The 18,464-nt window shown below is 45.1% G+C and carries 10 protein-coding genes; 6 read left to right on the top strand and 4 right to left on the bottom strand.

From position 1 onward, the window contains the following. Nucleotides 1-402 precede the first annotated feature (402 nt). The 6 genes from DWW91_RS18840 to DWW91_RS18815 all read left to right on the top strand — a co-directional run bounded on the left by DWW91_RS18840 (nucleotide 403) and on the right by DWW91_RS18815 (nucleotide 13,723). Nucleotides 403-3,819, top strand: a complete 3,417-nt coding sequence (locus DWW91_RS18840) for a SusC/RagA family TonB-linked outer membrane protein (RefSeq protein ID WP_007658296.1) — start codon at nucleotides 403-405, stop codon at nucleotides 3,817-3,819. 19 nt (nucleotides 3,820-3,838) lie between these two features. Next, on the top strand, nucleotides 3,839-5,704 hold the full coding sequence (locus tag DWW91_RS18835; protein ID WP_007658295.1) for a SusD/RagB family nutrient-binding outer membrane lipoprotein: 1,866 nt from the start codon (nucleotides 3,839-3,841) through the stop codon (nucleotides 5,702-5,704). 91 nt (nucleotides 5,705-5,795) lie between these two features. Further along, nucleotides 5,796-6,437, top strand: coding sequence for a hypothetical protein (locus DWW91_RS18830; RefSeq protein WP_122328601.1), 642 nt, complete (start codon nucleotides 5,796-5,798; stop codon nucleotides 6,435-6,437). A gap of 261 nt (nucleotides 6,438-6,698) precedes the next feature. Continuing rightward, nucleotides 6,699-9,866, top strand: coding sequence for a SusC/RagA family TonB-linked outer membrane protein (locus tag DWW91_RS18825; protein ID WP_122328600.1), 3,168 nt, complete (start codon nucleotides 6,699-6,701; stop codon nucleotides 9,864-9,866). A gap of 226 nt (nucleotides 9,867-10,092) precedes the next feature. Beyond that, nucleotides 10,093-12,012, top strand: coding sequence for a SusD/RagB family nutrient-binding outer membrane lipoprotein (locus DWW91_RS18820; protein WP_122328599.1), 1,920 nt, complete (start codon nucleotides 10,093-10,095; stop codon nucleotides 12,010-12,012). Nucleotides 12,013-12,139: 127 nt separating this feature from the next. Beyond that, a complete protein-coding gene (locus DWW91_RS18815; RefSeq protein ID WP_122328598.1) occupies nucleotides 12,140-13,723 on the top strand; it encodes a carboxylase in 1,584 nt (527 codons plus the stop codon). A gap of 53 nt (nucleotides 13,724-13,776) precedes the next feature. Here the strand turns inward: DWW91_RS18815 and rpiB are convergent, their stop codons facing one another. The 4 genes from rpiB to galK all read right to left on the bottom strand — a co-directional run bounded on the left by rpiB (nucleotide 13,777) and on the right by galK (nucleotide 18,421). Further along, the gene (gene rpiB / locus DWW91_RS18810; protein ID WP_122328597.1) at nucleotides 13,777-14,208 is read right to left on the bottom strand and encodes a ribose 5-phosphate isomerase B; all 432 of its coding nucleotides are present in this window, start codon (nucleotides 14,206-14,208) and stop codon (nucleotides 13,777-13,779) included. A 181-nt stretch (nucleotides 14,209-14,389) separates the two neighbouring features. Beyond that, entirely contained in the window at nucleotides 14,390-16,417 is a 2,028-nt protein-coding gene (locus tag DWW91_RS18805; protein ID WP_122328596.1) for a transketolase, read from the bottom strand. Nucleotides 16,418-16,554: 137 nt separating this feature from the next. Then, nucleotides 16,555-17,247 (bottom strand): NUDIX domain-containing protein, encoded by a 693-nt coding sequence (locus DWW91_RS18800; RefSeq protein WP_122328595.1) that lies wholly within the window; start codon nucleotides 17,245-17,247, stop codon nucleotides 16,555-16,557. Between the two features lie 28 nt (nucleotides 17,248-17,275). Next, nucleotides 17,276-18,421, bottom strand: coding sequence for a galactokinase (gene galK, locus DWW91_RS18795; protein WP_195586559.1), 1,146 nt, complete (start codon nucleotides 18,419-18,421; stop codon nucleotides 17,276-17,278). Nucleotides 18,422-18,464: the final 43 nt, after the last annotated feature.

The raw sequence follows: 18,464 nt of genomic DNA, 5'->3' as shown, positions 1-18,464 counted from the left end.
GGAATTATTTGTTGTTAGATTTTTAGGTAAAATATAGCACATTTATAAATGTTAATGAGAAAATGAAGGAAAGTTTGGTTGAAGAAAAATCATAAAGCTATTTAACAAATAAGACAGAATTTGAGTATTGAATTAACTTAATTACGATTGATTATTGTTAGCCAATGTGTTAAAAACAAAATCCCACGATATTTTTTTGACGAAAAATAACACGGGGTAATAATTATTTCATATATTTGTCGCGGATATAAAATGTACAGAGTTCTTTTAGAACTAAGGTAATAACGCCAACTAAATATACGCCAGGCTCTAAATCGCTTTGTAAAGTTATATCCAAAATAAAGAACAGACTTTTGTTTCGCCAAAACATTGTCTATTAATGTTCAAATAAAACCATCAATTATGTTGAAAAACTTTAAGCCTGTAGGCTTATTGCTGTTAGCCGGTACACTAGGTATCCCCGGATATGCGTCTGCGGATACGGTTACAGCAGGGCCGAGAACTAGTATTTCCCAGCAAGACGGAAAAGTTACGGGAACAGTTGAGGATGAATTCGGTCCCGTTGCCGGAGCATCTGTAGTAGTGAAAGGAACAACAAATGGTAACATTACCGACATGGACGGTAATTTTACTTTGGAAGGTGTGAAAAGTGGAGATATCATCCAGATATCTTTTATTGGGTATGCAACTCAGGAAATCAAGTACACTGGACAAGGAACTATCTCTGTTAAATTAGCAGAAGATACCCAGAAACTGGATGAAGTAGTTGTAACTGCCCTGGGTATGAAACGCTCAGAAAAAGCCTTGGGTTACGCTGTAACTGAATTGAAAGGTGATGAATTGAAAACAAATGCTATTAACCCGGTAGCTTCTTTGCAAGGAAAAGTGGCTGGTGTTGAAATTGCATCTTCTGATGGCGGTATGTTTGGTGCTACTAAAATTCAAATTCGTGGAGCTTCCACTTTGAACGGCAACAACCAGCCTATTTATGTTGTGGATGGCGTTATTCTGTCGAATGATTTGTCTGGTACCGGTTCTTCCGACTGGGATTCGAATGCTAATGACTACGGTAATATGCTGAAGAACCTGAACCCGGATGACTTTGAAACTGTATCTGTATTGAAAGGTGCTGCCGCTACTGCTTTGTACGGTTCACGTGGTTTGAACGGTGCAGTTGTGATCACGACTAAGAGTGGAAAAGGTGCTACCGGTTTCGGTGTTTCTGTTTCTCAGACATTCGGTCTGGATCGTGCACACGGAGGTATGGAGCGTCAAATGCTTTATGGCCCCGGAACGATCGGTGGAGATATCAGCTACGGAGAAGTGAATGCGGACGGCAGCTATAAGAAATGGGATCAGAATCAGTTCCGTTTGAACTCAAGAGGAGAGGGAACGGTTATCGGTGCTTCAACCATGTTGTGGGGACCGCGTTATGACGGTCGTCAGATCGAGAACTACGATGGAACAATGACTTCGTATTCACCGATCGAGAGCAACATGTCGGATGCTTACCAGACCGGGTTGAACTCAAATACCAATGTGTCTGTTCGCGGTGGAAACGAAACAACCAATTATTTTTCTTCCATCTCTTACAAGAAGGCTAAAGGTATTGTTGAAAACAATGATTTTGAACGTTACTCTTTGTTGCTGAAAGGTTCTCATAAGATCAGTAACCGTGTAGATGTAAATGCTTCTATCAGCTTTGCAAACTCTACGCCGAAGAACGCACAGATCAATATTGGTGAAAGTTTCGCAACCGGAACTTATTCAACCATGTACGATACTAATTATTTCCGCGATAAATATCTGGGTGACCATCATACTGGTCTGGCCAGCAATGACTATGGCGATAAGTATGGTAGTGTGCCGGGTAAGAGTTTGTGGTTTAAGATAGACAATAACGATAAAACCCGTAAGGAAACTGTTGTTCGTCCGACTGTTGAGATCAATGTTAAGATGTTAGACTGGTTGTCTTTCCGTGCTGAAGGTAATATGAACTATTATTATACCAGCTGGGAAGATAAACAATTAGGCGAAGGCTACAATAACAAAGGCGGTTTTTACGAAATGGGTCAGGAGTATAATAAGCAGACTACTTTCGGCGGAACTTTTACCTTTAATAAAGATGTAAAGGATTTCCATATCGGTGGTTTCCTTCGTGGTGAATACTATACGACAAGTGCAGCTACTCAGACATCTAAAACAGATGGTGGTCTGGCTGTTCCCGGTCAGTATTTTGTCGGTAACTCTTTGAATACCTCTAAAACGACGGCAGAAATTAAAAATACAAAACGTATTCTTTCCGCAGTTGCTGCTGTGAACCTGAGTTGGAGAAACCAGTTGTTCCTGGATATTACAGGACGTAATGACTGGTCTTCCGGTTTGATCTATACCAACGGAACGGGTAACTACTCCTATTTCTATCCGTCTATCGGTGGATCATGGTTGATCAATGAAACATTCCGTGATCAAATGCCTGAATGGATTAACCTGGCTAAGATCCGTGGTTCATGGGCACAGGTAGGTAACGATGCCAGCCCGTATTCTATTTATTCTTATTATACATTGGGTTCTTTATTGCAGCCGGATGGTTCCAATATCTTTACGAACTATTGGAATGATGATAATAAGAAACTGTTCAGCCCGAACCTGAAACCTGAACGTAAAAATTCATGGGAAATCGGTTTGGACTGGCGTATATTCGACAGCCGTATCGCCTTGGATGCAACTTACTACAAGGAAAATACGACTGATCAGATTATGACAATTGCTATCCCGTCCGAATCAGGTATCAGCAAACAGTTGATCAATGCAGGTAATATTCAGAACTCCGGTGTTGAAATTGCCTTGAATACGATTCCTTTCAAAAACAAAGACTGGGAATGGACATTGGACTTCACATTTACAAAGAACTCGAACAAGATCGTTGAACTTCACCCGAACGTAGCAAACTATATTGCCTTGGAAGGTGATGTAGCTTACGGTAACTATCGTGTAGGTTCTGTTGCGATTGTTGGTGGTTCTTATGGTATGTTGATGTCTGATGCAATGCCTAAAAAGAATGAAAATGGTGAAACCGTATTGACATGGCGTGATTCTTATCGTTCTGCATTTGCTCAACGTAGCGGCACTGCTGAAGAAGTAGGTAGCCTGGTTCCGAAGTTTATGGGTTCTATTGCTACAGGCGTAACCTGGAAAGACCTGAGTTTGCGTGTTGCCCTGGATGCCCGTATCGGTGGAAAGGTTGCTTCTTATTCTAATAAATACGGACAGGCTTATGGATTTACCCAATCTTCTTTAGACTTCCGTGATGAAGAACATGGTGGTATTACCTGGACTTCAAACTACGGAGATTCTAAGGGTATGACATTCCATGACGGTGTGATTCCTGAAGGTGTATTCGAAGCTGGTACAATGGCTACTTGTGTAGACGGTGTTAAACGCGACCTGGGCGGCATGAGTTTTGCTGATGCTGTGAATAAGGGATATTTGGAACCGGTACATGCTTCTGATTATCACTATTGGAGTAACCAGTGGGGTACTGGTACTGTAAACGATTACTGGGTACATGACCTGAGTTATATCGCATTACGCGAAATCACATTAGGATACCGCGTACCGAAGACCATCGCCTCTAAAATAGGTGCAAAGGGACTGAACCTGTCATTCAGTGCAAGAAATCTGGGTTACCTGTATAACTCATTACCAAACAATATTAATCCGGAAAGTGTGCGTAGTAACAAATCGGCTGAGTTCCGTGAACGTTCAAACAGCCCGATCACATCCAGCTATATGTTCACTATCAATTTGGATTTCTAATTAATAAATGAAGCAAATTATGAGATATAAATCTTTTTTAGCAGCAACCCTGTTAGGAACTTCTCTGATGGTAGCTCCGGGGTGTCAGGACGATTTCGCTAAAACAAATACCAACCAGTCTGCTATCACGAAAGCAGATGTGCGCTATTTGTTTACACAGATGTTAAGTGAATTCGAACCGTCGAAATACCAGCAATGGTTTTATAATAATCTGGCTTATACATTGCGTTGGACGCAAGCTAATGTGCCTGATGGCGGTAATACTTCTTCTTTGAACCTGATGGGTGCTTTTGAAGGATCGCAGAGCCAGGTTATTAATGTGAAGTTATATGCTGAAGAAATCAAGCATGTATTATCGTTAATGGATGAAAACGAAAAGGCTACCTATGAAAATATCAATGTCCTCGCAAATCCGTTATTGGTATATCTGGGTATCTTCGGTACGGATATGTATGGTTCAATCGCCTATACGGAAGCAGGCAGAGGATTGCATGAAGAGATCCTGACTCCGGCTTATCAAAGTCAGGAAGAATTGTTCCCTATCTGGTTGGATCAGCTGAATGAAACGATCGATGTGCTGTTGGCTGACAAACCAAATCAGGTGAAGCTGGATGCACAGGATTTCGTTTACAAAGGAGACACCAAGTTATGGGCTAAATTCGCCAACTCCCTGAAGTTGAAGATTGCCGTTCGTATGTTGCATGTTGATAAGGCAAAGGCACTGGCTATTGCTGAAGAAGCTGTGAATAATAAGGCTGGCATCATGTCTGGTTTGGATGATGATTTCATCTATTGCAAAGGTTCTCAGGAATATCACTTTGGAGATGATGTACTGGATGGGCAGAGTAAAGGTATCGGTTCTAAACAACTGATCAACTTCCTGGTTGACAATAAAGACCCGCGTGTTCGTTTTATTTTCCAGAAGAATGACTTTAACTCTAAAGTGGTACAGGCTTTCTTGGATAATAAGAAAGAACTGCCTCCTTATATTAAAGAAGTGGCTGAGATCAAAGACGGTAAATTTGAAGGTTGGAAAGCTCCGGGTGAACCTTGGGTTCGTTACTTCGGTAGTCCGGTGCAGACTTCTGCCAGAGAAAATGCTGAAATAAACAACGCTTATTTCAATTACGACAAATTTAAACTGCCTACAGAAGACGGTGGTGAAAAGCAGTATTATCCGTTGGCTCGTATGAACCGTGAAATGTTGCAGGGTCAGAAAGACTATACTTTCCCTGATGCTCCGGGTGTTTCTGCTACGATCGACGATCAGGACCGTGCATGGTATGGTTTACATTACTCTTCTGCAGAAGTAGCTTTGTATCTGGCCGAATTGAAATTGCTGGGTGCTAACTTGCCTGGTTCGGCTGAAAGCTATTATCAGGAAGGTATCCGTCTGTCTGTTCAGGAATATGACAAACTGGCTTCTTTGAATCAGATTCCGTATTATTCTAGTGTATATGACAAAGAGTTTGAAAAGACTATCAAACTGGAAGATGGTGAAATCGATGCTTTGCTTGCAAACGAGAAATACAAACTGTCCGGTTCTACAAAGGAACAGTTGGAAAAAGTATATATCCAGCAGTATGTTCACTTCCTGTTGTTCCCGAATGAACAGTTCGTACAGGTTCGTCGTTCAGGTGTTCCTATGAAAGATAGTAAAGTATTGGCATGGGAAAACTTTACAGATGACGATGCAAACTTCCAGATCCCGCGTCGTTGGACTATCAATACTCCGCTTCAGAGTGATTTGATGTATACTATCAAGAAGACTGCTTATGAAGCACAAGGATTTACGACAGGTACACAAGATCCGGCTACATTGAACCGTGAACGTATATGGTATGATAAGGGAGCACCTAACTTTGGTGAAGGTCCTAATTTTTAAAGGTATATCTTTGTAAATAGATTAAATAATAAAGAAGAGGGAAGGATTGTCAATATTCTTCCCTCTTTGTCTTTAAATCATACAAATAAATATGAAATATCAGATCACATTCATCATTTTTTTGATCTCGCTTATCACTGAGACCGGTTATGCACAAAGGAAGTCTATTTATCTGCTGGATGATTTCACCCAGGGAGTCGTATTAATGAAAAACGGAGCAAAGACAAATGCCCTGTTGAATTATGACGGAAGTAACAGGAAAATGAAATTTAAACAACAAGATGAGATCATGATCCTGACAAATACACAGGCGATCGATACCGTCTTTATTGCTTCTCATAAGTTTATCCCATACAGCCGGAATTTTCTGGAAGTGGTAGAAATGCCTAATGGCAATTTGTATATCAATTGGTCACTGAGAGAACTTTATAAAGGCAGGCAAGGAGCTTACGGCTATGCAAATCAGAGCACGACGACAACTTCTATTAATACCAGTTTTTATAACAAGGGCTATTATAAGGTAGAAAATCCGGATATAATGGAAGAAATCAATGACAATGATTACTGGTTTTTCCGTACTGATAAGCCTGTTAAGTTCCGCAATGAGAAGTCGCTGTTAAAGCTTTTTCCCGGTAAAGAGGAACTAATCAGGATTTATATAAAAGAACATAATATAAATATGAAAAATCCGGAGCAAGTGATAGAATTATCTAATTATTGCATGGGCTTATAGAGTGTATGTTTTTCTACATTAATATGTAAGTATATCTAAAAAAATATTATTTCATGATTCAGGGGATGTAGAGAAGGACAGTTCTACATCCCCTGAATTGTTTCCTATTTATTGATTTAGTAAAAGAATGAGGAAGAGATATCAACCTTCTTCCCCAATGTTAATCTTGCAACAACTCTTGTTTCTTTCTGTTTATATTACCAAATGACATTGGTTGACGCCAAATGCATAGATCTAATAAATTAAACAAAAAACATCAGTATGTTGAAAAGATTCAAATCTGTCAGCATGATTCTCCTGGCGGGCGCGTTGGGCTTTACCGGAAACGCCGTTGCCAATCCGAATACCGGGAATCCTGCTATTGACATTTCCCAACAGGATACGAAGATTACGGGAACAGTGGAAGACGAGTTCGGACCCGTCGCAGGGGCTTCTGTTGTAATTAAAGGTACCACAAACGGGACGATGACCGATATGGACGGCCATTTCACGCTGGAAGGTGTAAAGAAGGGAGACATTATCCAAATATCCTTCATTGGCTTTGCCACACAAGATATTCCTTACACCGGACAAACCGCTCTCAATGTTAAACTCGAAGAAGATGCCCAGAAACTGGATGAAGTTGTTGTTACCGCCTTAGGTATGAAACGTGACAAGAAAGCACTGGGTTACGCTATGCAGGAACTGAAAGGTGACGAACTGCTCTCTTCACGCGAACCTAACCTGGCCAACTCTTTGTCGGGTAAAGTCTCCGGCTTACAGATCGTACGCTCCAGCAATGGGGTGGGAGGGTCTTCGAAGATTGTGCTCCGTGGTAATAACTCGCTGACCGGTAGTAACCAGCCACTGATCGTTGTCGACGGTACGCCGATGGATAACTTCACAGGCGGGGTCGATGATGTATGGGGTAACTCCGGTGCCGATATGGGTAACGGTCTTTCCGACATCAATCCCGAAGATATCGAGTCGATGACTGTGCTGAAAGGTGCTTCGGCTGCGGCTTTATACGGTTCAAGGGCCGGTAACGGGGTGATACTTATTACGACCAAGTCGGGAAAGAAGAATGAAGGGCTGGGTATTACGGTCAATGCCGGTATCACAACCGAGTCGATTTTCCTGAAACCGGATATGCAGAACAGTTTCGGACAAGGATCGGTCGGTGCTTACGATAACCAGTCACGATTGAGCTGGGGACCGAAGGCGGAAGGACAGACGGTTACCGACTGGATGGGACGCCAGGTTCCTTTGAGGACGTACGATAATATAGATGCTTTCTTTAATACCGGTACTTCTTTTAATGAAGGTATCAGCTTCCAGCAGAATATAAAAGGGACGTCGGTCTTTTCTTCCATCAACCGTTCGGATGATGCAGGTATTACTCCGGAGTCGAAGCTGAACAAAACGAATATCACCTTGCGTGCCACCACTTTCCTCGACGAAGCCGAAAAGTGGAAGGTAGATGCCAAAGTGAACTATATCAATCTGAATGCCCACAACCGCCCGATCCAGGGTGTCAACCCTTCCAATGCTTTCAACACGATCTACAACCTGCCCCGTTCGCTGAATGTGGCTGACTTTAAGAATAGTGTGGACGAAGATGGAAACATGATCTGGTGGGACGCTTCGAAGAACCCGCAGGAAAACCCATACTGGGTGACGAAATACCGCCAGAACAACGATACCCGTAACCGTTTGCTGGGTAACATCGCATTGAAATACGCTCCCACCAACTGGTTCAATATCGAATTGAGAGGCGGTACAGACTATTATACAACGACTAAGAACGAAAAAGTATATGCCGGAGGTAATACAACCCCCAGCGGTTTATACAGCGAAGGTTCCGAGACATTTTACGAAAACAACTACAGCTTCCTGGCTACCGCCAATAAAGATAACCTGATCGACCGCCTGGGTGGTTTCGTTACTTTCGGTGGTAACCTGATGATACAGAGGCGAACGAAGATGAATGCCTCGGCCGGCGAATTGCTTGTGCCAAACCTCTTCTCACTGAACAATGGTATTAATAAACCGACGGTAACCTCTGAACTGATCCGCCGAAAGATGAATTCGCTTTACGGATCGTTGCAATTGAACTGGGACGGCTATCTGTTCCTGGATATTACGGCACGTAACGACTGGTCGTCTACCATGTCGAAAGCCAACCGTTCTTATTTCTATCCCTCGGTCAGCCTGTCCGGAGTGATCTCCGACATGGTGCCTAAACTGGGCGGACAGATGCCTGAATGGTTTACCTTTGCCAAGGTGAGAGCTTCCTATGCCGAAGTCGGTAACGACCTCGATCCGTATCAGTTATACAATAACTTCACCGTCGGTAAGGATGAAAATGGGAATACGACAGCCGCTCCCGGAAACGTACTTTACGACTCCAACGTGCGCAGCGAGTTGATCAAATCATGGGAAGCCGGTTTCGATATCCGCTTTTTCAACAACCGCCTCGGACTGGATGCCGCCTGGTATAAAACCAATGCCACCCGGCAGCTGCTCAACCTTCCGATGGACCCCTTCTCCGGATATAGTTCCCGCAAGGTAAATGCCGGTAATATTCAGAATGAAGGCGTTGAAATCTCTCTGAACGGCTTAATTCTCGACAATCCCAAAGGACTAAGCTGGAACTCGACAGCACAGTTCTCCCTGAACCGAAACAAGATCATCGACCTCTATCCGGGTGTTACCCTCTATGATATAAAAACGCTGGATGCCATCCAGATCGTAGCCGTGCAAGGCAGTTATTATGGTGATATCTACGGGCAAACCTTCCAACGTGTGGAAGACAAGAATGATCCTAACTACGGCAAGATCATTGTCGGTGAAGACGGACTTCCATTGATCACGACCGGCAAATCGAAAGTCGGCAACCAGAGTCCCGACTGGATGCTGGGATGGACGAACAGCTTTTCATACAAAGGCTTCAACCTGAGTTTTCTGGTGGACTTCCGTATTGGTGGCGACCTTTATTCGGCAACCGCTTCCAACCTGTACACCCGTGGTAATGCGGCCGGGACAGTAGTAAACGGCGAACGACAGGACTTCATTGTCCCTAATTCGGTTGTCCAGACTCCCAACGGCTATACGGAAAATAAAGTACCCGTCACCCATCAGAATTATTGGGAACGTATCGGATCAACCGGTAATTACGGCTTGCCGGAAATGTACACATACGATGCAACGAATATCCGTTTACGTAATATTACGTTAGGATATGATTTCAATAAAGCGATGCTAAAGAATACTCCGTTCCAGCGCCTGCGTTTGTCTGCGACATGCAATAACGTCTGGATGATCCATTATAACCTGCCGGGCATCGACCCTGAATCTGTTTCAGCAACCAATACGAATGCTACCGGATTCGAGAATGGGGCAGCTCCGACAAGCCGTTCATTTACGTTTAATGTAACAGTTGGTTTCTAGTATTAGATAGCAGATATATTTTGTTCCATCTAATGGAATAAGTAATGTAGCAGACATGGAATAAGTAATGTAGCAGACACGGAAGTGGTAATGTAGCAGACATGGAAGTGGTAATGTAGCATACATGGAACAAGCAATATTGAAAATTACGAATAAATATCATCTGCTAAAATCTAATTATAATCATTCATAAATATCAATTATCAACTACTAAGAACAAAATAAGATGAATACAAAGAATATATTGCTTACCGGCATGTTCACATTAGCGGCTTTGTTCTCTTCCTGTAACGATTTTCAGGAGATAAATGAAGACCCTAACCAAGTGGGCGAAGACAAAGTGAAGCCGGAATGGTTTCTCAATGCCTCCATCATCGGGGCGCAGATGAATCCAGAGATTGCCGAACGTATCTTCATTGCCGAATGGAATCGTGCCGCTCGCTTCAACCGAGGTAGCGGATTCACGATCGGTACGGACAATAACGATTATATCACCCTCTACCTCAGCAACTCCTATGCCGTAGGCTGGCTCAACAAAGCCACCCAGGCTATCGAACTGGGAGAAAAGAAGATCGAGGCAGGCGAAGCCGAACAATATCCTTATTATAAAAATGTGGTTCAGATGGCCCGTATCTGGCGTGCTTATCTGAATGCTGAAGTATCCGACGGCTTCGGACCTATCCCGGCTTTGTCGGCTTTCACCGGCGTACCCGGCGAATACGACAGTGTAGAGGCTATCTATGGTTTCATCCTCAAAGAGTTGAAAGAAGCTGAAGTCTCTCTCGATCCTTCTATCAATATGGAGCCGATGGCAGGCGAGGATGCCTTCTATGCCGGAAATGTCAATGAGTGGAAGAAATATGCCAACTCCCTGCGTATGCGTTATGCCATGCGTATCTCGGCCGTATCGCCCGAACTGGCAAAGACCGAATTTGAAGATGCGGCAAGCAAAACCTTTATCTCGTCACTGGATGATCTGGCAGGCGTACAGGAGAAAGATGGTTGGAACGACCTGACAGGCGTCATGTCGCGTACCTGGAATGCACAGCCTATGTCTGTGACTTTCAAGAACCTGGCCGAAGGACTTGGAGGCATTGAATTTCCTCTTCCCGATTCCCTGAAGAGCCATCTGAAAGATCCCCACACCTATATGGGACTCTATCTGAACAAGCATTTCCCGTTGAATACCAACGATCCATGTGCCGGATTCTACTTTGATGCCATTCCGCAGTATGTAGATCCCCGCGCACCGAAACTATTCAGCGTAGTAGGCTGGAACGACGGTGTGGTTTATTCCGACTATATCGGTGCAGCCAGCGAAGTACACCCCGTTGAATTAATGGACCCGAACGATAACTCCAAACCGATGCTCACGATCGACCCGCGTTATACCTGGGGTACCTGGGTAGCCGGTGAATGGAACAACCTGTCCGGCCTTGTCAGCGCCTTGACCGGTAAGAACTACAACTATCCTTCCATGGCAAAACAATACCGTATGAATACGCAGAAGCGCGTCTTCTTCGGCCCGTGGGAAAGCTATTTCCTGATAGCTGAAGCTGCTCTGAAAGGATGGACGGTACCGGGCACTGCCCAGTCGAATTATGAAAGCGGCATCACAGCCAGCTTCGAATATCATGGCCTGCAAAGCCAGGTTTCTCAATACCTGTCCTCTACGGATTATAACCGGGTAGGTACTTCCGTCAGCTTCACCCATACAACGGAAGCGAAGCCTTATACCATCAATTATGTCGATCCTTATACAAAGGAAAATAAGACAATGACCTATAACTTCCCGAAGAATTCAATTTACCGCGGCGGTGCTTACAACAACGACGCATTGACAAAGATTCTTACCCAGAAATATATCGCACAGGTACCCTGGTTACCCGAAGAAGCATGGAGCGATCATCGTCGCCTCGGTCTCCCGTTCTTTGAAAACCAAGCTGTAGAAAAAGACTACAACCCATTGAACCAGGTTCCCCTGACAATGGCAACAGCCAAGGAATGTCGCCTTGATTTCTACCCGAAACGCTACCGTTATCCGGCCAATATCCAGACCAATAACCTGGAAGGATACCAAAAAGCCTTAGAGCTATTGGGCGGCCCCGATGTAGTGACAACGCCACTTTGGTGGAATCAGAAGTGAGACCTGCATTTCTCTTGATAGAAAAGTAGGCAAAAGATCAAGGCTGCATCTATTTCGCTACTTTGATCTTTTGTTACTTTTCTATCAAGGGAAAAGTAAAGAAAACAAACTAAACAAAAACACAATTATGGTACGTAAACTATTAATCCGCGACCTCACCCTCCGTGACGGTCAGCAGTCAGCTTGTGCAACGCGCATGTCGCAGAAACAAATCGACCGTGTACTACCTTTCTATAAAGAAGTTGGTTTCTATGCGATGGAAGTATGGGGTGGGGCAGTGCCCGACGCCGCTATGCGCTACCTGAACGAAGATCCCTGGGAAAGAGTGGAAAAGATCAAAGCCGCAGTAGGTACAACCACCAAACTGGCAGCCTTATGCCGCGGACGCGACCTGTTCGGCTACAATCCTTACCCGGACAACGTTGTCAAAGGCGTATGCCGCAACACCGTCGAGTCAGGAATTGATATCATGCGTATCTTCGATGCCATGAACGATATAGACAATATGAAGCCGGCCATCAAGTACACCGACCGTTACGGTGGAATGGCCGATTGTGCCGTCTGCTACGCCATCGACCCTCACCATTCTGCCCTCGAACGGATCGAAGCCGCCTTCCACGGACGTCCCCTTCATAAGCCGGTCTTCAAGAACGACTATTTCCTGGACAAAGCCCAGCGGTTAGAGAACTTCCGGGCCGACATCATCACCCTTGAAGATGCCAACGGACTCATCACCCCTGCAAGGACTGCCGAACTGATACGCCTTTTCAAGAAGAACCTGAAATCTCCTGTCGACTTCCACACCCGCTGTACTGCCGGATACGGCTTGGCCTCGATGCTTGCCGCTATTGTCAACGGCGTCGATATTGTCGATACGAATATCTGGTATTTTGCCGGAGGCTGTTGTGCTCCCGCCATCGAGCTGGTCTACGTCTTCTGCAAGAAGATGGGTATCGAACTGGAAATCGATATGGAAGCCGTCGCCCGCATCAACGCCGAACTCCTGAAAATACGAAAAGAACTGAAAGCCTACGATACCTCCCGCGAGTTGCCCAATCCTTTCAATCCCCTGACTGATAAGTTACCTACCGAGATCGACCGCTTCTTCAACGATGCCATCGAAGCCGCCCGCAAAGACAAGGAAGACGACCTGATCATCTTCTGCCGTGCCATCGAAGAATACTTCAACTTCCCCGAACCCAACGAAATGGTCCAGAAATCGCAGATTCCGGCCAACATGTACAATCAGATAGTTGCCTTGCTGAAGCAGCAGGACCATCCTGAGCTATTGGAGAAAGCGATGTCATTAATCCCTCGGGTACGGATGGATGCCGGCCTGCCCCCCTTGGTGACGCCGATAAGTCAGGTGATAGCCTCGCAGGCAGTCTCCTGTGCCTTCGATGAACTGAACGGTCGCCCGTTATATAGCAAACCCGTTTACCCCTTTATCTCCCTGATCCGCGGAGATTATGGGAAAACCCCGTTGCCTGTCGACCCTGACTTCCGCCAGCAAATAACCGGCAAGCGGGAAGAGCAACTTTATGATGCCTCAGATTATGAGATGCAGGAGAACCCTGTCATTGATGAAGTCGGTATTCTGGTAGCCGAAAATGAAAAGGAGATGCTTCTCCTCGAACTCTTCCCGATGTCTGCCCGTCATTTCCTGACAAAACAGAAGAAGGAGAAGTTCAGGAACGATCTGATGGTTTGATGTTTACCCTCTTATATTTATAAGACTGTTTTAAATAAAAAATCCCGTTGTTTTTACAACGGGATTTTTTCTATCCGCCGTATGTGCCGACCTCCTTCGAACGGAGTGTTTAAAAAGGCTTCGACGGTGCGAGTAGCTTCCTCCTGACTGATAAACCGACCGGGCATGACAAGTATGTTGGCATCATTGTGTTCACGAGCCAGTCGTGCAATTTCTTCCTGCCAGCATAAAGCGGCCCGTATTCCCTGGTGTTTGTTTAAAGTCATTGCGATACCATTTCCTGAGCCGCAGATCGCTATTCCGGGATATACTTCCCCGGCTTCTACAGCGTAAGCCAACGGATGGGCGAAATCGGGATAATCGCAACTTTCTGCAGAGCAGGTTCCGAAATCCTTATAGGATAATCCTTTGGAGTCCAGTATTTGTTTCACATACTCTTTTAGTTCGTAACCTGCGTGGTCACAACATAAACCTAGTGTTTTCATCTTTATCTGTTAGAGGTAGTAAAAAAGAGTGTTTTCAAGGCATGCTTGAAGCTCCTTTCAAGGACCGCTTGAAACCTCCTTCAAGAGTCCCTTGAAACCTCCTTCAAGACATGCTTGAAGCCTGCTTCAACAGACCCTTGAAAGTAATAGGAACAAACAGCCCTCTTTTACCAGTAGTTTCTTATGCTAATAATTCTTTAACTTGATTGTATACATTCTGTCCTGTGAAGCCCAGCTTTTCGTCCAGTACCTTGTAAGGAGCGGAGAAGCCGAACGATTCGAGCCCCCAAACCTTACCGTTTGCTCCGACTAATCCTTCCAGATTAACGGGCAGACCGGCGGTCAGGCCGAATATTTTGCTTCCGGTAGGAATAACAGATTCCTGGTATTCCTTGCTCTGGCTACGGAATAATCCTTCGGAAGGAACAGATACGACACGAACCTTTACACCGTCGGCACGAAGCAAGGCTGCTCCTTCTTCCAATGTAGCAACTTCCGAGCCGGAAGCGACCATGATAACGTCCGGGTTTTCGTCGCTTTCTACAATATAGGCACCCTTTTCGGCCTGCAAGGCTTCGTTGTAACGATTACCTTTGGAGGGCAGGTCAGTGATGTTCTGACGGGAAAGAATCAAAGCGGTAGGAGTGGCTGTATTTTCCATTGCCATCTTCCATGCAACGGTTGTTTCAATGACATCGGCCGGACGGAGAACCAACATAGAGTTGTGGCCCTTATGGTTCTTCAGTTTTTCCATCAGGCGGATTTGTGCTTCCTGTTCAACCGGTTCGTGAGTCGGTCCGTCTTCACCAACACGGAAGGCATCGTGCGACCAGATGAACTTCACCGGTTGTTCCATCAATGCAGCCATACGGATTGCAGGCTTCATATAATCGGAGAATACGAAGAAGGTACCGCAAGCCACGATCACGCCGCCGTGCAGTGACATACCGATACATACACAGGCCATTGTCAGTTCGGAAACACCGGCCTGGAAGAAGGCACCGCTGAAGTCGCCTTTCACGAATGAATGCGTTTTCTTCAGGAAACCGTCTGTCTTGTCCGAGTTGGACAGGTCGGCGGATGAGCAGATCATATTTTCAACCTTTGTAGCCAGTACGCCTAATACGGTAGCGGATGCGGCACGGGTTGCCTGGTTTGCTTTCTGTTCGATAGCTTCCCAATCCAGTTTCGGGGCTTTGCCTGAGAACCAGAATTTCATCTTTTCTGCCAGTTCCGGGTTAGCTTTCGCCCATGCGTCTTTAGCTGCATAACGTTCGGCTACGATAGCTTCCAGTTCTTTGGCACGCTTTGCATAGAGTTCGGCAACTTCCGGGAATACGGAGAAGGGGTTCTGAGGATCACCTCCCAGGTTCTTGATTGTTTCTTCGATGGATGCACCGGCGGCAGACAGGGGTTGGCCGTGAGTAGATACTTTGTTTTCGTAGTTACTCTTGTCGGCACCCATGGCACCTTTACCCATGATGGTATTACCGATGATCAGGGTAGGACGCTGGGTTTCGGCTTTCGCTTCGTCCAGAGCCTTGCGTATTTCATTTACATCGTTTCCGTTGATGCTGATCACTTTCCAACCCCATGCTTCATATTTCATAGCGACATTTTCAGCCGTTACTTCTTCTACGGTTGTAGAAAGCTGGATGTTGTTGGAGTCGTAGAACATGATCAGGTTGTCCAGTCCCAGTGTTCCGGCAACACGGCCGGCGCCTTGTGAGATTTCTTCCTGGATACCGCCATCGGAAATATATGCGTAAATAGTCTGGTTCATTACATCACCCAGGCGGGCTTTCAGGAACTTGGCGGCGATAGCAGCACCTACGGCGTAGGTATGGCCTTGTCCCAGCGGACCTGAGGTATTTTCGATTCCTCGCTTGATGTCAACTTCCGGATGGCCGGGAGTCGGGCTTCCCCACTGGCGGAACATAGACAGTTCTTCCATGGTGAATTTGCCTGTCAGGGCGAGGGCTGAATAAAGCATCGGCGACATATGTCCCGGGTCCTGGAAGTAGCGATCCCTGCCTTCCCATTCCGGGTTCTTAGGATCATAGACCAAATACTCTGAGAATAGTACATTGATAAAATCTGCACCACCCATTGCACCACCCGGATGACCGGACTTAGCCTTTTCTACCATTGAGGCAGCCAGGACGCGGATATTGTCCGCTGCTCTGTTCATTACTTTAATATCGTTCATTTTGATGAATTAGTTTAATTTTTGCACAAAGATAGGGAATCTCTTCTTATAGACCGCCATATCATACAAACAATTCATTTTCTGTAAAGTTTCCTAACGTGCGATATTTCTCGCAGAGAGCCGGATATGCAAGGAAGTTACAAGGAGAAATAGAATCCCTGATTCAGCAGACGGTCATATTTCTCTTTATTGAACATATAATAGAAAGCGCCTCTTTTAGAGCCCTTTTTATCTTTCTCGTCCAGTTTTTCCAGGATATCCATAGAGTTTAGTTTCTTGCGGAAATTACGTTTATCCAATGGAGTCTGATAAATTGCTTCATATAGACTTTGAAGCTGGGGGAGAGTGAATTTCTCCGGAAGAAGGTTGAAACCGATAGGACAGGTGGCTGCTTTTCTTTTCAGACGCGCCAATGTGTCGGCAACCATTTGGTTATGGTCGAAGATCAATTCGGGTATTTCACTGATTTTTACCCATTCGGCATTATGTTCTTTCAGCAATTCCCGATTGAAGTCATTCATGTTAACTAAGGAATAGTATGCTACGGAGATAACCCGTTCCCCGAGGTCGCGGGTAACATCTCCGTAGGCACCTACCTGTTCCATAAAAAGATTATCGATACCGGAGCATTCGGTAAGCACGCGGGATGCCGCTTCGTTTACGCTTTCGCCGGATTTGATAAAGCCGCCCATCAGAGACCATTGTTCTTTCAGAGGTTCAAAATTCCGCTTGTAAAGTAAAACATTGAGTTCACCTCTGTTGAACCCGAGGATGATACAATCAACGGCTACGAAAAATTTGACTTCGTTCTGATAAAATGCGGTTGTCATGATCTTTTATGGATATTGAATTAATTTTTTAAGCGAGTTTGCGTGCGCCGTCGCTGATTACTACTTCATATACTTTTGGTTCGTGTCCGAATTTCTTTGTATAAGATTCGAATGCTTCCTTAATGAAGGCATCGTGCAATTCGTCTTTTACGAGGTTGATCGTGCAGCCGCCGAAACCGCCACCCATGACACGTGAACCGGTTACGCCACATTTCTTGGCTACATCGTTCAGGAAGTCCAGTTCTTCGCAACTTACTTCATACAATTTGCTCATGCCGTGATGCGTTTCGTACATTTTCTGTCCTACGGTTTCGTAATCGCCTTTTTCCAGGGCTTCGCAAACGTCGAGTACGCGCTGTACTTCTTCGATCACATATTCGGCACGCATATAGTCTTCTGCGCTGATATCGCCTTTTACTTCGTTCAGCATCTCCATTGTTGCGTCACGCAGGAATTCTACCTCCGGATGATTGCGGCGGATTGCGGCGGCTGCGTTTTCGCAAGACTGGCGGCGTTTGTTGTAAGCCGAAGAAGCCAGCTCGTGTTTAACTACAGAGTCCAGCAATACCAGTTTATAGCCAACCGGGTTGAACGGGAAGTATTTATATTCCAAAGAACGGCAATCCAAACGAATCAGGCTTCCTTCTTTACCGAATACAGAAGCGAACTGGTCCATGATACCACAGTTAACACCACAATAGTTGTGTTCGGTAGACTGGCCGATCTTTGCTAATTCGAATTTGTCGATACCCAAAGAGAAGAGTTCATTCAAAGCGAAAGCATAGGTACTTTCCAAAGCTGCGGATGAAGACATACCGGCACCCAAAGGAACATCACCAGCAAATACGGTATCAAATCCCTGGATCTGGCCGCCACGTTTGATGATCTCACGGCATACACCGAATATGTATCTTGCCCAGCTTGCTTTTGGAGCATCTTCTTCGTTCAGACCGAATTCCGCATAATCGTTCAGGTCGATAGAGAATGCACGAACTTTACCGGTTCCGTTCGGTTTGATCTCTGCGATCATCCCTTTGTCGATAGCACCGGGGAATACGAAACCGCCATTGTAGTCTGTGTGTTCGCCGATCAGGTTGATACGGCCCGGAGAAGCAAATACAGCACCTTCTGTGTTGAATAACTCTTGAAATTTATCTCTGATTTTTTTCTGCATGATATTATTTCTTTTAAAGGTTATAAATAAAGAAATTATCCGG

The organism is Parabacteroides sp. AF17-3 (assembly GCF_003635445.1).
Lineage (GTDB): Bacteria > Bacteroidota > Bacteroidia > Bacteroidales > Tannerellaceae > Parabacteroides > Parabacteroides goldsteinii.
Note: the sequence above shows the minus strand (reverse complement) of the source record. Positions and strands in the feature narration are given on the sequence as shown.